This is a genomic window from Corynebacterium nasicanis, from assembly GCF_042658165.1.
Lineage (GTDB): Bacteria > Actinomycetota > Actinomycetes > Mycobacteriales > Mycobacteriaceae > Corynebacterium > Corynebacterium nasicanis.
In genome coordinates this window covers 548,601-562,811 of the sequence record NZ_JBHSQE010000009.1, presented here as the reverse complement: position 1 = coordinate 562,811, position 14,211 = coordinate 548,601, and the positions used below count along the sequence as shown (strand labels likewise).

General features: G+C 70.4%; 14 protein-coding genes. 3 read left to right on the top strand and 11 right to left on the bottom strand.

Going from position 1 to position 14,211, the window contains the following annotated elements; all coding sequences use genetic code 11:
• Window positions 1-60 precede the first annotated feature (60 nt).
• Complete coding sequence (locus tag ACFPUZ_RS11505; RefSeq protein WP_377002035.1) at window positions 61-255, top strand: ferredoxin; 195 nt, start codon at window positions 61-63, stop codon at window positions 253-255.
• Between the two features lie 3 nt (window positions 256-258).
• Complete coding sequence (locus tag ACFPUZ_RS11500) at window positions 259-1,389, top strand: NAD(P)/FAD-dependent oxidoreductase (RefSeq protein WP_377002034.1); 1,131 nt, start codon at window positions 259-261, stop codon at window positions 1,387-1,389.
• Here the strand turns inward: ACFPUZ_RS11500 and glmS are convergent.
• Window positions 1,376-3,220, bottom strand: coding sequence for a glutamine--fructose-6-phosphate transaminase (isomerizing) (gene glmS / locus ACFPUZ_RS11495; protein WP_377002033.1), 1,845 nt, complete (start codon window positions 3,218-3,220; stop codon window positions 1,376-1,378). The two genes, ACFPUZ_RS11500 and glmS, sit on opposite strands and share 14 nt — an antisense overlap.
• Window positions 3,221-3,365: 145 nt before the next feature.
• On the opposite strand from glmS, the gene ACFPUZ_RS11490 reads away from it, so the two are divergent.
• The gene (locus ACFPUZ_RS11490) at window positions 3,366-4,223 is read left to right on the top strand and encodes a poly(ethylene terephthalate) hydrolase family protein (protein WP_377002032.1); all 858 of its coding nucleotides are present in this window, start codon (window positions 3,366-3,368) and stop codon (window positions 4,221-4,223) included.
• 14 nt (window positions 4,224-4,237) lie between these two features.
• Here ACFPUZ_RS11490 and ACFPUZ_RS11485 read toward each other — a convergent pair whose 3' ends face one another.
• From ACFPUZ_RS11485 to eccCa, 10 genes are all read right to left on the bottom strand, one after another.
• Window positions 4,238-4,438: a hypothetical protein gene (locus ACFPUZ_RS11485; RefSeq protein ID WP_377002031.1), complete on the bottom strand. Its 201-nt coding sequence runs from the start codon at window positions 4,436-4,438 to the stop codon at window positions 4,238-4,240.
• Entirely contained in the window at window positions 4,435-5,655 is a 1,221-nt protein-coding gene (locus ACFPUZ_RS11480; RefSeq protein ID WP_377002030.1) for a hypothetical protein, read from the bottom strand. The genes ACFPUZ_RS11485 and ACFPUZ_RS11480 overlap by 4 nt, the downstream gene beginning before the upstream one ends.
• Complete coding sequence (locus ACFPUZ_RS11475) at window positions 5,652-5,942, bottom strand: hypothetical protein (RefSeq protein WP_377002029.1); 291 nt, start codon at window positions 5,940-5,942, stop codon at window positions 5,652-5,654. The genes ACFPUZ_RS11480 and ACFPUZ_RS11475 overlap by 4 nt, the downstream gene beginning before the upstream one ends.
• Window positions 5,943-6,025: 83 nt before the next feature.
• Entirely contained in the window at window positions 6,026-7,369 is a 1,344-nt protein-coding gene (gene glmM, locus ACFPUZ_RS11470; protein WP_377002028.1) for a phosphoglucosamine mutase, read from the bottom strand.
• Window positions 7,370-7,455: 86 nt separating this feature from the next.
• Window positions 7,456-8,010 carry a 30S ribosomal protein S9 gene (gene rpsI, locus ACFPUZ_RS11465; protein ID WP_377002027.1) on the bottom strand — a complete coding sequence of 185 codons (555 nt, stop codon included), beginning with the start codon at window positions 8,008-8,010 and terminating at the stop codon, window positions 7,456-7,458.
• On the bottom strand, window positions 8,007-8,450 hold the full coding sequence (rplM, locus tag ACFPUZ_RS11460; RefSeq protein WP_085549458.1) for a 50S ribosomal protein L13: 444 nt from the start codon (window positions 8,448-8,450) through the stop codon (window positions 8,007-8,009). Before rplM ends, rpsI begins: the two co-directional genes overlap by 4 nt.
• Before the next feature lie 342 nt (window positions 8,451-8,792).
• Entirely contained in the window at window positions 8,793-9,080 is a 288-nt protein-coding gene (locus ACFPUZ_RS11455; protein ID WP_377002026.1) for a WXG100 family type VII secretion target, read from the bottom strand.
• Window positions 9,081-9,096: 16 nt separating this feature from the next.
• On the bottom strand, window positions 9,097-9,414 hold the full coding sequence (locus ACFPUZ_RS11450; protein ID WP_377002025.1) for a WXG100 family type VII secretion target: 318 nt from the start codon (window positions 9,412-9,414) through the stop codon (window positions 9,097-9,099).
• Between the two features lie 134 nt (window positions 9,415-9,548).
• Window positions 9,549-10,493, bottom strand: coding sequence for a type VII secretion-associated protein (locus tag ACFPUZ_RS11445; RefSeq protein WP_377002024.1), 945 nt, complete (start codon window positions 10,491-10,493; stop codon window positions 9,549-9,551).
• Window positions 10,490-14,107 (bottom strand): type VII secretion protein EccCa, encoded by a 3,618-nt coding sequence (gene eccCa / locus ACFPUZ_RS11440; protein ID WP_377002023.1) that lies wholly within the window; start codon window positions 14,105-14,107, stop codon window positions 10,490-10,492. The genes ACFPUZ_RS11445 and eccCa overlap by 4 nt, the downstream gene beginning before the upstream one ends.
• Window positions 14,108-14,211: the final 104 nt, after the last annotated feature.

Here is a 14,211-nt window from a genome sequence, read left to right as displayed (position 1 = left end):
AGGGTAGATCGTGATGAAATATCCATCGACTTTCCGTGTTTATTTTGCCATGCTCAACACATGAACCGCCTCCGCCTCGACACCGACCGCTGCCAGGCCCACGGCCTGTGCGAACAGGCCGCCCCGGACCTCGTCCACCTCGACGACGAGGACAACCTCATCATCGACGTCCCCGGAGAACTCAGCGGAGCGCAGCTCGACGCCGCCCGCGACGCCGTCCGGGCGTGCCCCGTCTCCGCGCTCTCGCTGGAGTAGACGATGGAACGCATCGTCATCGTCGGCCACAGCATCGCCGGCCTCACCTGCGGCGACACGCTACGGCAACGGGGTTTCGCCGGCGAGCTCACCTACATCGGTGCCGAGGACGTCCCCGCCTACCCGCGCCCCTCCCTGTCGAAGGCCGCGCTGCTGCCCGGCGCCGGCAGCGACATCGCCCCGCTGCCCTCCTTCGGGGAGGCCACCGAGCTGCTCGGCCGCCGGGCGGTGTCCCTCGACACGGCCGCACGCACCGTGCTTCTCGACGACACCACCGCCCTCCCCTACGACGGGCTCGTCATCGCCACCGGTTCGCGCGCCCGCCGCCTCACCGATTCCCCGCGCGAATTCACCCTGCGCTTCCTCGCCGACGCGCAGGTCCTGCGTGAACGCCTGCTGCAGCGCCCCCGGGTGAGCATCATCGGCGGCGGACCCCTCGGCATGGAGGTGGCCTCCGGCGCCGTCGGCCTCGGCTGCGAGGTGACGCTGCTCAACCCGGGTGTGCCCCTCTCCCAGCACCTGGGCCCGCTGCTCGGCGGGATCCTCGCGGAGCTGGCCGCGGAGGCGGGGGTGCGGATCCTCGACACGCTCGTCGAGAGCGTCGCGGAGACCGACACCGGGATGGCCGTCACCCTCCCCTCCGGGGAGGTCCTCGCCTCGGACATCGTGTTCACGGGCATCGGCGACGACCCGGATGTCGGGTGGTTGGCCGATTCCGGCCTGCTTATCGACGCCCGCCTCCTCGTCGACACCCGCCAGCGCGTTCTCGGCCACCCGGGCATCGTCGCCTGTGGCGACGTGTGCTGGATCGACGGCCCGGACGGCCCCCGCCGCTCCCCGGTGTGGACCTCCGCCCTCGAGCAGGGGCGCATCGCGGCGGGCGGGCTGCTGGACGGCGACGCCGCCCCCGAACGCCACCACCCCTTCTACTTCTGGACCGACCAGTGGGGCGTCAACCTCAAGGTCTCGGGCACCCCACCCCGGGAGGAGGTGGCCCCGGAGGTGGTGGAGGGCTCCCTGGAGGAACGCTCCTTCATCATCCGCTGGCCCGAGCACGGCGCCGCCGCTGCCCTGGACCGGCGGATGCCGGTGCCCCGCCTGCACCGGCTCGCGGCCGGGGCTACTCCACGGTGACGGACTTGGCCAGGTTGCGCGGCTTGTCGATGTCCTCGTTGCCGCACTCGCGGGCGATGTCCGCGGCGAGGAACTGCAGCGGCACGGTGGCCAGGAGGGGCTGCATGATCGAGGAGGTCGCGGGGATCTCGATGAGGTAGTTGGCGAACTCCCGCACCGCCTCATCGCCTTCTTCGGCGATGACGATGGTCTTCGCGCCGCGCGCCCGGATCTCCTGGATGTTGGAGACGATCTTGGAGTGCAGCAGCTTCACCCCGCGCGGCGACGGGACGACAACCACCACGGGCAGGTCGTCCTCGATGAGCGCGATGGGCCCGTGCTTGAGCTCACCCGCCGGGAAACCCTCGGCGTGGATGTAGGCGAGTTCCTTGAGCTTGAGGGCCCCCTCCAGCGCGACGGGGAAGCCGACGCCCCGGCCGAGGAAGAGCATGGTCTGCACGGCGCCGAGCTCGTCGGCGATGGAGCCGATCTGCTCGCGGACGTCGAGAAGCTCCTCGATCTTGGCGGGGATCTCCTCGAGGGAGGCCCAGATCTCGGCGATCTCGTCCGGGTACTTCGTGCCCTTGGCCTGCGCCAACGCCAGGCCGACGATGTAGTTCGCGGCGACCTGCGCCAGGAAGGCCTTCGTGGAGGCCACGCCGATCTCGGGGCCGGCGTGGGTATACAGGACGGCGTCGGATTCTCGCGGGATCTGGGAACCGTTGGTGTTGCACACCGCGAGCACCTTCGCCCCCTGCGTCTTGGCGTGGCGGACGGCCTCGAGGGTGTCGGCGGTCTCCCCGGACTGGGAGATGGCGAGGACGAGGGTGCGCTCGTCGAGGACCGGGTCGCGGTAGCGGAACTCCGAGGCCACCTCGATCTGCACGGGGATGCGCACCCAGTGCTCGATGGCGTACTTGGCCAGCAGGCCCGAGTGGTAGGCGGAACCGCAGGCGACGACGAAGACCTGGTTGATGGACTTGAGGTCCTGCTCGGAGATCTGCGATTCGTCGAGGAAGACGCGCCCATCGTGGAAGTGGCCACCGAGGGTGTCGCGCACGGCGGCGGGCTGCTCGTGGATCTCCTTCATCATGAAGGAGTCGAAGCCACCCTTCTCCGCGGCCGCCAGATCCCAGTCGATGGTGAAGGGGCGACCCTGCGCCGGCGTGCCGTCGAAGTTGAGCACCTCGTAGCCGTCGCGGGTGATGATGACCACGTTGTCCTGCTCCAGCTCCACCGCGTTCTTCGTGTACTCGATGAAGGCCGCGACATCGGAGCCGAGGAACATCTCGCCCTCCCCGACGCCGACGATGAGCGGCGTCGAGCGCCGGGCGGCGATGATCTCCCCCGGGTGATCCGCATGGGTGAACAGGAGCGTGAAGGCACCCTCGAGGCGGGCGAGCACCGCCAGCGCGGAGGCCCGGAAATCGCCTGCCGTCGGGCCTTCGTTGTAGGCCAGCGCGAGCAGATGGGCGGCGACCTCCGAATCGGTGTCGGAGGCGAGGGTGAGGCCGGCGTCGAGAAGCTCCTGCCGCAGGGAGGAGAAGTTCTCGATGATGCCGTTGTGCACGATGGCCGCCCGCCCGTCGAAGGAGACGTGCGGGTGCGCGTTCTCATCGGTGGGTCGGCCGTGCGTGGCCCAGCGCGTGTGGCCGATCGCGGTGGTGCCCGGCATGTCCTCGAGGACGGCCTCCAGGTTGGCGAGCTTGCCCGCCTTCTTCACCACGCTGATCTGCCCGTCGTTGACGGCGATGCCCGACGAGTCGTACCCGCGGTACTCCATGCGTCGCAGCGCTTCCAGCGCCAGGTTCAGTCCCTGTCGTTCACCGACATATCCCACAATTCCACACATGGAGGAAATCGTAGACGACACCGCCTGTCCCATAACAGGTATCACACGCTTATCGACGCCCCCTTCTTCCCCACGCAGCCCCGCAACGACCGGTTTTCTCCCGGTGTGACGTTCATAACGATGCCGATGACGTTATCCTGGGAGCGTGTCTGCGAATCTGAAGAAGCATCTGGCCCAGCTGTCCAAGCGCGGTCCGCACCGCGTGCTCGTCGGCGACCTCTCCTACGCCGGCCTGCCCGGCAAGATCTACACCCCCGCGGAAGGCAATGGCGTCCCGGCGATCGCCTTCGGCCACGACTGGATCAAGTCCATCAAGGCCTACCACGCCACCCTGCGCCACCTGGCCAGCTGGGGCATCGTCGTCGCCGCTCCCGACACCGAGACCGGCTTCGTCCCCGACCACCGCGGCCTCTCCGCTGACCTGGAGTCCGCCCTGCAGATCGCGGCCGGAGTGAAACTCGGCCACGGCAAGGTCACCGTCGCCCCCGGCAAGCTCGGCGTCGTCGGGCACGGCATGGGCGGCGGCGCCGCCATCCTCTGCGCCGCCAACAACCCCCGCATCAAGGCCGTCGGCGCCATCTACCCCGCCGCCACCGCCCCGCCCGCCGTGGAGGCCGCCCGCGCGGTCTCCGCTCCCGGCCTGGTCATCGGCGGCGGCCACCCCGGCCTCGTCGGTGACCTCCTCGATCCCGGCAACCCCGCCAAGGTCGCCTTCAACTGGGGCGGTGACGTGGTCTACCGCGAGGTGAAGAACGGCAACCAGGCCACCTTCACCGAGGACACCTTCGTCAAGCTCGCCCTCGGCCAGGGCATCCCGCGCTACTCCGCCCAGGACACCGCCCGCGGCCTGCTCACCGGTTTCCTCCTCCACCAGCTCGGCGGCCAGCGCAAGTACTCCGCCTTCTCCGAGCAGCTGGCCGAGGGCCCGGGCGTGACCTCCTTCACCGACGCCGACCTCGCCGACAAGGCCGGCATCGACCTGGGGGCCAGCACCCGGATCTAAGCCTCACTCCTTCCTCATTCCTTGCGCAGCAGACCCTGCACCCGACCGCGAGCAGACGCCGGACGGGGTGGGGTCTGCCGCTGCGCGGGCGGGCTGGGCGGGCGCACCGACTTCTCCACCCTCCCCTGCGCCTCCGCGAGGGCCTTCTCGAACTCCATCATCCGCTGCGTGGTCCGCTGACGGAACTGGCGGGCGAACTCCTCGAATTCCATCACCAGGCACCGGCCTTCCGTGCGCCCGCCGGCGGGGTGGGCCCGGGGTCAGCAGGGGGCGGCGGCGCGGACATCGCCTCCACCTTCTTCGGAGGGGGCGGCGGTTCGGGAGTTGGCTCCGGGGCGGGCGCTGGTTTCGGTGGTGGTTCGGGGGCGGGTTTCGGGGCGGGTTCAGGTGCGGGTTCCGGTGCGGGTTCAGGTGCGGGAGTTGGTTCCGGCACCGCGCACTCCGCCACGGCCTCGATGAGCAGCGCCAGTCCGAGCAGCACTATGCCCACTCCCACCATCCCGGCCGCGCCGCAGAACTCGGCACCCGGCTCAGGCTCGACGCAGTTCTCCGCCGGTTCCGGGGCCACGGGTTCCTTCGGTGGCGCCGGTGGTGGTGGTTCCAGGGTCTGCGGTGCGGTGGGCACCTCCGCCACCGGCTTTGTCGGTGGCGCGGGAGGTTCCTTCGGAGGTGCCGACGGTTCCGCAGGCTGCGGCTCCTTGGGCGGCGGCGGTGGTTCGGCGGCTTGCGGCGGCGTAGGCACCTCCGCCACCGGCTTCTTCGGCGGCGCAGGCGGCTCCGGCTCCGCGCACTCGGCGACCTGCGGGACCTTCTTCCCCGCGGGCTCCTCGCACACCGCCTGCCCCCGCCCGAGGAACTCATCGAGGCACCCCGCCACGGCCGCATCCCGGTCATGGCAGGTGTCGACGATGCAGCTGCCCGCGGAATCGATGAGCTCCGCCCCCGCGTCGACACACTCCGCGAAGATGCCCGGATGCTGCGCCGGATCGACCCGCGTGAGGAAGGCACACAACTGGGAGATGACGGCCTCCAGCGCCCCGAGCACCTCACCGCAGGCGGCCTCCGACGTGCCGGTGACGTCGTGGAGGGCGTCGGCGGCGTGGGAGGCGGCGTCGATAAGCTCTTCCGAGCTGTCCCGGTTGCGGAACCAGTCCTGGGCGCTGTCGGAGAGGCGGCCGAGGATCTCGCCGAAGGCGGTCTGCGCGACGAGGTCGAGGGCCTGGTCGAGCATCCCCCCGCGCAGCCCCCGCGCGTGCGAATCCGTGACGGCGGCGCGCGTGTGGCGCAGCATCATCCCCGGGTCGAGCCCGTCGGTCGCGCTCAACGCCTGCGCCACCGCGGCCGGGCGCACGCCCGCGCCCGCGTAGCGCCCCGCCGACGCGCCGATGAGCATCCGCTCCACGCCCTGGTAGCCGGCGGCGATGTCGCTCATGCCAGCTCACCTCCCAGCTGCTTATCGACGTCCCGGAACACCCGCACCTGCGCCGCGGCCGCCTCCGTGGTCCCCCGGAGGGCATCGATCCGCCGGGCGCCCGCCGCGTGCACCTGCTCGAGCATCGCGGCAATCGCCGCCCCGCGGTCGAGAAACCCGCGTCCGGCCGCGGCGGCCGCGAATGCGGGCCGGCTGCCGGCGTGGCGGTGGTGTTGCTCCTCGGCGTCGGCACGCATGCGCGCCAGCGCCGTCAGAGCCTGAGTGTGGTCAATGTGAATTCCGGGCATGAAAAATCCCCCTTGCGTCGTCCGTGGTGAGTGGTCCCACCATCATTGGACTGCGCAAGAGGGCAAAAGGTTCCCGAGAAACCCTAAACAGCTGCCACCACGGCCGCCAGACGACCCGCCACACGGCGGGCCTGCTCGGTCTCGGCGGCCTCCACCATGACGCGGAACAGCTCCTCGGTACCCGAGGGGCGCAGCAGCACGCGGCCGGTGGCACCCAGCTCCGCCTCGGCCTCCACGATGGCGTCCCGGACCGCGTCCGAGCCCATGATGGCGGACTTGTTCTCCACGGGGACGTTGATGAGCACCTGCGGCAGGACCGTCATCACCCCGGCCAGCTCACCGAGCGACTGACCCGTCTCCGCCATCCGCGCCATGAGCTTGAGGCCCGTGAGGGTGCCGTCGCCGGTGGTGCAGTGCACCGGCAGAACGATGTGGCCGGACTGCTCGCCGCCGAGGCGGTAGTCGCCGGCGTTGAGCTCCTCCAGGACGTAGCGGTCGCCGACCTTGGTCTCCAGCATGGTGATGCCCTGCTCCTCCATCGCCAGGCGCAGACCGAGGTTGGACATCACCGTGGCCACCAGGGTGTTCTTGCGCAGCTCGGACTTCTCCTTCATCGCCACCGCGAGGACGGCCATGATCTGGTCGCCGTCGATGACCTTGCCCTCGGCGTCGACGGCCAGGCAGCGGTCGGCGTCACCGTCGTGGGCCAGACCCAGGTGCGCGCCGTGCTCGAGGACGGCCTTCTGCAGCTGATCGATGTGCGTGGAGCCGCAGTTGTCGTTGATGTTGTAGGCGTTGGGCTTGTTGTGGATCGCGATGACCTCCGCGCCCGCCGCCGCATAGGCCTTCGGCGCGACGACAGACGCCGCACCATTCGCCGCATCGACGACGACCTTGATGCCGCTGAGGTCGACCGGGGAAGCCTCCGCCAGGTGCGCGAGATAGCGCCCCTGGGCATCCGGGGACTCCTCGATGACACGCCCGACACCGGTGCCGGTCGGCCCGTTGTCCGGGAGGGAGGCCATGGCGGCCTCGATCTCATCCTCCACCGCATCCGGCAGCTTGCGCCCGCCGGCAGAGAAGAACTTGATGCCGTTGTCCGGCATCGGGTTGTGGGAGGCGGAGATCATGACGCCCAGGTCCGCGCCGTAATCATCGGTGAGGAACGCGACACCCGGGGTCGGGATGACGCCCACCCGCAGGACGTCGACACCGCGGGAGGCCATGCCGGCCGACAGCGCGGCGGCCAGCATCTCGCCCGAGACACGGGGATCGCGGCCGACGATGGCGATGGGACGACGCTCACTCGACTGGCGGTGCTGCGTGAGCACGTGCGCGGCCGCCGCCCCCAGCTGCAGAGCCAGGGACACAGTGAGATCCTTGTTCGCCAGGCCGCGAACACCATCAGTACCGAAGAGTCGAGTCATGTCGGACATTATGCCTGCCGGAGTCCAGGAACGGCGAACGCCGCCCCACCCTGAGGTGGAGCGGCGTGCGGCAAGCAGCGGAAGTATCAGCGCTTGGAGTACTGCGGGGCACGACGTGCCTTGTGCAGACCAGCCTTCTTACGCTCGACGGCACGAGCGTCACGGGTGAGCAGGCCGGCCTTCTTCAGGGCGGCGCGGTCAGCCGGGTTGTACAGGTTCAGTGCACGGGCGATGGCCAGGCGCAGGGCGCCGGACTGGCCGGTCGGGCCGCCACCGGAGATGTTGGCCTTGATGTCGAACTGGCCCTCGCGCTCGAGGAGAGCGAGCGGCTGCATGATGTCCTGCTGGTGCAGCTTGTTCGGGAAGTACTCCGCGATCGGGCGACCGTTGCAGGTGATCTCGCCGGAGCCGGCGACCAGGTGGACACGCGCGATGGCGCGCTTACGACGACCGACGGTCTGGATCGGGCCGTCCAGCTCGATCGGAGCGGCAGCCTCGATGGTCTCCTCCTCGGAGGCCTCGACAGCCACGGCGTCGCCGATGGTGTAGTTGAACTCCTCGGTGGCGGCGGTGGCGGCCTCGATGTCGCCGGCCTCAGCCACGTTGAGGTCCTCGTTCAGGTTCTCGTTCTGCTCGGTCACTGTGCCACCTGCTTGATCTCGTAGGTCTCGGGCTGCTGGCCGGCGTAGGGGTGCTCAGAACCAGCGAAAACGTGGAGCTTCTTCACGGAAGCGCGGGAGAGCTTGTTGTGCGGCATCATGCCGGTGATAGCTTCCTCGACCACGCGCTCCGGACGAGTGTCCAGAGCCTTGCCCAGGGTCATGGAGCGCAGACCACCCGGGTAGCCGGTGTGGCGGTAGCGCATCTCGCGGTCACGCTTGTTGGAGGACACGTGAACCTTGTCGGCGTTGATGATGACGACGTGGTCGCCGCAGTCAACGTTCGGGGTGAACTGGGGCTTGCCCTTGCCGCGCAGCAGATCGGCTGCGTGGGTGGCGAGACGGCCCAGCACCACATCGGTGGCGTCGATGACGTACCACTTACGGGTGATGTCACCGCTCTTCGGGTGGTAAGTAGACACTAATGACTCCTTGAAAGTCTGTCTGGGAGCTGCCGGCCATGGATACTGCTGGTGGGTGCATAGCTGGAACACGGCGGCCGGTGGGGACCCGTGCGCAGCGCACACAACTTGAACAGTCTAAGGGGCACTGTGTGCGGAAACCAAACCGTCGGGAGGCGGGACGCGGGGGACCCTCTTGTCGCCGCACCCCGGAATCGGCGGAACCGCCCGCGCCTTCCCCGGAGGAAAGGTGCGGGCGGATCCACGTGGCGGCCGCCTGCCCGGGCGGCCGTGTCAGAGGCGGCGGGCCCTGTCCGCGTCTTGTCCCCTATGTCAGTAGAGAACGGGTCCGCCGCCGTCGGATCAGCCCCAGCTGGCGGCGGCCATCCGGTTGACGTCGGACATGCGCTCATTGCCCTGACTGACGGTGCGGGAGATGGTGGCGAGGATGGAGTTGAGCTCCGCGGCGGAGCGGTCCCACTTCGCCTGCGCCTCGGCATAAGCCGCAGCGGAATCTCCCTCCCAGGTCGCCACCATGGGCTGGAGCTGGGCTCGGAGGTCGTCGAGAAGCGCGGTGATGCGGCCGGAGGTGGCGTTGATGTCGCCGGCGGCGGCTTCGATGGCGCCGAACTGGTACTTGATTGCGTCCATTGTGTGTCGTTCCTTCCTAGAGTGCGAGGCCCTGGCCGCCGACGGCGCTGAAGGCCTGGGTGTTGTCGGCCTCCATCGACTCGAAGGAGCGGGCGTTGTGGCGAATGTTGTCGGAGATGCTGGTCAGTGCGTCGCGCAGCTCCCCGGCGGAGACGTTCCAGCGCTGCATGAGGGAATCGAAGGACGTCTGGGCGCTGCCGGTCCAGTTGGCGCGGACGCCGTCGACGACGCCCTGCAGGCGGGTCAGTTCGCTCTGTACTTCGTTGTTGGTGGTGTCGACGTGGCCGGCGGTCGCCAGCATCACATCGGCTTCGGTCCTGAACATCTGGGTCATATCTGCCCCTCCCGAGTTGTGTGGATCTTCCCGACGGGCCGGTGTCCGGCCCATCCACCACTGTTGGACTCCGTAAACCGCCCAAAGGTTCCCTCCCGCCGCCAAGTATTTTCCACCCTGGCCGTTTGCGCAGGTCACAGCACACTGAGGGAGTCGAGCACCATCCGGCACGCCGCCTCCTGCGGCAGCGTGGGGGCCTGGCGGGTGTGGCAGCCGACGGAGAGCTGGTGGCCGTTTTCGATCCAGGCGTGCCAGGTGACCGTGGATTCATCACCAGGCTCCTCCCGGTAGCGGATGACCTGGACTCCCCGCGCGGCGCGTTCCGGGTCGAGGGGGTGGAGGGTGTCGTCGTGGTCGATCATGGCGTGGATCTGGGCCTCCACGGCCTCGGAGGGCACGGAGTAGACGGGGTCGGCGGCGACGTGGATGCGCAGCGCGGGGTCCTCGCCGGTGGCGTAGAGCAGGCCCTCGCGCTGCTCGATGCGGAAACCGGTGGGCGCCTCCAGCCGCAGCCTTTCGTGTTCCAGCACGGAACGTGGGGCCGGTTCCCGGCTGGTGGACGCCACCGTGGCGTCCTGTGTCGGCGGGGGTGTGGTGCTGCTCGGGGCGACGGGCTCCGGGGCCGGTTCCGCCGGGGCGGCAGGACCGCCGACCACCCACCAGCTCAGCCCCACGATGGCCAGCACGACCACGCCGATCACCACGTGGAAGGGCTGCACCGGCCGGTCGAGGCGGTGGCGGCCGGAGGATTCGGTGGGGCGGGTGATGCTCACCTCCTCCGGCGGGGGGATCTCCGTCTCCCGCAGCACCTCGGAGGGGTAGGCGGCGACGCCTTTGTTGAGCAGGGAGCGGGTGAGCACCTCGGTGGTGGGATCGTCGGCGTCGATGACGATCTCCACGTCCGGCCAGTGCAGGCTGCACAGTTCCTTGGCCTGGTCGAGGACGGCGGCGAGCGCCCAGCCGTCGATGATGCCGGTGCCCGGCAGGTCGTAGCGGTAGACGGTGTCGGGGCCCTCGAAGATGGTGGCGGTGTCGAGGACGGTGATGGTCAAGGTGGTGGGAACAGTCGGGGCACTCATGTTTCCTCCTCGGTGGGGCGGGGGACGGCGACCTGGCAGACGCCGATCGTCTCGCCGCGGACCTGCCACGTGCCCCGGCCGGGAGGCTGGGCGCGGGGTCGGATGCCGAAGACGGCTCCTTCGTCACGGTCGGCGTCGAGAAGCAGGACGGCGGGGATCTGGTCGCGGACGGCGGAGAGGAACGGGGCGAACATGGCGCGGCCGATGCCGCCCGCCTTGCGGGCGAGGACGAGGTGGAGGCCGATGTCGCGGGCGTGCGGGAGCAGCTCGCTGAGGCGGGCGAGGTCGTGGTCGGCGACGAGGTCGAGATCGTCGATGACGACGTAGATGTCCGGCCCGCTCCACCAGTCGCGGGCCGCGAGCTGCGCGGGCGTGATGTCGGCTCCGGGCAGGCGGGCGCTGAGCGTGGTGGCCACGTCGCGCAGCGTGGAGGTGGTGGCCGTGGTCGTGGCGGAGTAGGCGGCGAGCATGGAGTCGTCGATGCGGCCGAGGTGCGCACGGCGGTGATCGATGAGCACGAGGCGTGCCTTCTCCCTCCCCTGTCGGCAGATCCCGGACATGAGCGTCGCCAGCGCCGTCGACTTGCCGGAGCCCTGCCCGCCGATGCACACCAGGTGCGGGCTGAGCGCCGGATCCCAGGTCAGGATGCTCAGGCGCGGGCCGCCGACGGCCAGCAGGATGCCCGGCGCGTCCGCGAGCTCGGCCAGGGTGACCAGCGGCGGCAGGACCCGGAGGCGGGGCACCGGTTCCACCCCGTTCGCCGCGGCGGTCTGGGCGATGTGCGCGATGTCCTGGTTGGAGCTCAAGGCCAGCAGCATGGGGCGACCCTCCGGGTCAAGGCCGCGCCCCGGGAGGGCGGGGACCTTCTGCTGGGCCTTGCGGTCGACGAGGGAGTCCATGGCCTCGCCGAGTTTGAGCTCCAGGCGGTGGCTGATGAGGTCACGGATCGCCGGCCGCAGCACCGTCCACCGCGGGGTGGACACCAGCAGGTGCACGCGGTGGGAGGGCCCGTCGGCGGCCAGTGCCGTCAACGGTTCGAGGAGGTCCTCGAAGTCAGCGGCCACCGTGTGCCAACCGTCGACGACGAGGAAGGTGTGGCGGGGTTCCGGGTGGTCGACGAAGCCGGTGACCTCGTCGACGATGCGACGCACCCGCTCGGGGTCCGCGCGCCCGGCGACACCGGCGACATGGGGCAGCCGTTCGAGGGTCTCCAGCTGTCCGCCGCCGAGGTCGAGGACGTAGAAGCGCAGCAGCTCGGTGGAGTGGGTGGCGGCGAGGGAGCTGACGATGGTGCGCAGCGCCGTCGACTTGCCGGACTGCGGGCCCCCGCACACCGCCGCGTGGCCCCCGGCCGCCGTGAGGTCGAGGACGAGCGGATCCTGCCGCTGGTGGTAGGGCAGGTCGATGATGCCCACCACGGCCCGCAGGTCACCGACGTGTTCGGCCACCCCGGCCAGTTCCACCAGCGGGGGCAGGGGCGGCAGCCACACGCGGTGGGCCGCCTGGCCGCGGGCGGCGGCGGTGGCGCGGGCGCGGTCGACGACGGCGTCGAGAAGCGTCGTGGATTCGTCGAGGACGGTGGGGGCCTCGGCCTCCTCGAACTGCTCCCACCCGGTGAACAGCGCCACGCGCCCGTGGCCGCCGGGCAGCGCCGAGACGTCGCGGCGCTCGAGGGGGCCGGAGACATACGCCGCCTGGAAGCGGGTGAGGGTGGAATCGTGCCGCAGGAAGCCGGCGCCCGGGCGGGCCGGGAGGTGATGGGCGTCGGTGACGCCGAGAACCTGGCGGGATTCCGCCGCCGAGAAGGTCTTCAGGCCGATGCGGTAGGACAGGTGCGAATCCAGCCCGCGCAGGCGCCCCTCCTCGAGGCGCTGGCTGGCCAGGAGCAGGTGCACGTGGAGGGAACGGCCGAGGCGGCCGACGGCGACGAAGAGGTCCGCGAAGTCGGGGTGGGCGGCCAGCAGCTCGGAGAACTCGTCGACGACGATGACCAGCGCCGGCAGCGGCGGCAGGTCGCGCCCTCCCAGCCGGGCGGTGGTGTACTCGGTGACGTTGGCGAAGTTCCCGGCCTCGCGCAGCACCTCCTGGCGGCGGTTGAGCTCCCCGGAGATGGCGTCGAACATGCGCTCCACCAGCACGGCCTCATCCGCCAGGTTGGTGATCACCGCCGAGGTGTGCGGCAGCCCCTCGCAGCCGAGGAACGTGGCGCCGCCCTTGAAATCGACGAGCACGAGGTTGAGCTCGTCGGGGCTGTGCGTCGCCGCCAGGGAGACGACGAGCGTGCGCAGCAGCTCCGATTTACCGCTACCGGTCGCGCCGATGCACAGCCCGTGCGGCCCCATTCCGCCCTGCGCGGATTCCTTGAGGTCGAGGCGCACCGGCGTTCCCTGCTCCGTCGTCCCGATGGGCACGACCAGCCGCTGCCGGCTCAGCTCCCGCCCGGGCCACAGCGTCTCCGGCGTCAGTGCCTCGATGTCCGCCGCCCCGATGAGGGACATGAGGTCCCGGCCGCCCGCCGCGGTCGCCCCGTCGGGGCGCCGGTAGCGGGTGAGCGCCCGCGCCAGCAGGAGCACCTCCTCCGGCCGCAGGCCGTCGGCCTCCCCGAGCTTCTCGACGCCCGCCGCAGTATGCGCCACCAGGTCCCCGTCGGCGCTGAGCGCCAGGCCCTCCTGCTCCGCCCGCACCCCGAGGGCGGTGGTGGCGCGGGAGCCGACATCGATGATCGTCGTCCACGCCGGGTCGTCGATATACGGCTCGGTGCCGGTGGTGGTCGTGTGATCGACGATGAGGATGCGGTGGCGCGCGGCCGCCGGGCACCGGGTGTGGGGCAGCCATTTCAGCCACTCCCACCCCTCGCCGACCGCCTCAACTGCGACGGTCTCCGGCCCGTGCGCCACCACCAGCTGGGCGACGATCGCGCGGGCCAAATCCCCCGCCCCGCGCCCCGCGATACCCAGGTAGCGGAAGGCCTGCAGCTGCACGGCGACCGGCATGTCCGGGCACGTGCCCACCGCCTGCACGGTCCGGCGCAGGCTCACCGCACACACCGGATCGAGATCCTCGGCCGCCCCCGAATCCGGCACCTGCACCGGGGTGCACAGCGCGGTGGCGCCGCGCCCGATGCGCACCTCGAGGGTGTCGGCATCCTCGGGCCCACGCTCCCACAGGCGTCGTCCATCGACGTAGGTCCACAGTTCGCCCGGCTCCGGGTGCCGGTGCAGTTCGTGCGCGCGCTGCCGCTCCGCATGGCGCAGCGCCTTCGCCCGCAGAGCCCCGAGGTGGCGCAGGTAGGCCCGCCGGGTCTCGTCGGCGTCCTCCCCCTGCTGCGGGGAGAACACCATGAGCAGCGACATCCCCATCATGAGTGGCATGAGCAACAGCATCGGATTGGCCCCGGCCCCGCCCAGCATCATGAGGCCCACCATCGCCAGCATGCCGGCGACCATGACCACCGGCATGAGCAGGCGCAGCAACGGCACCTGCCCCGGCCGCTGCGCCGCAGGCACCGGCTCCGCGTGGAGAGTGCCCTGCGGCAGCGGCGGGGCAGGTTCGCGTTCGGCCGGTGTCAGTGGTTCAACGTCCCGGCTGAGCGCGTCCAGCGCAGGCAATGACATGTCTGTACCCCCTGGGCAGCTGTGTCGCACCGGTCACCCCAACCGGTGCAGTTGCCCGCGATAGTAGAACACCCGCCCCGATCCCGCTGAGTGAACCCGCTCCG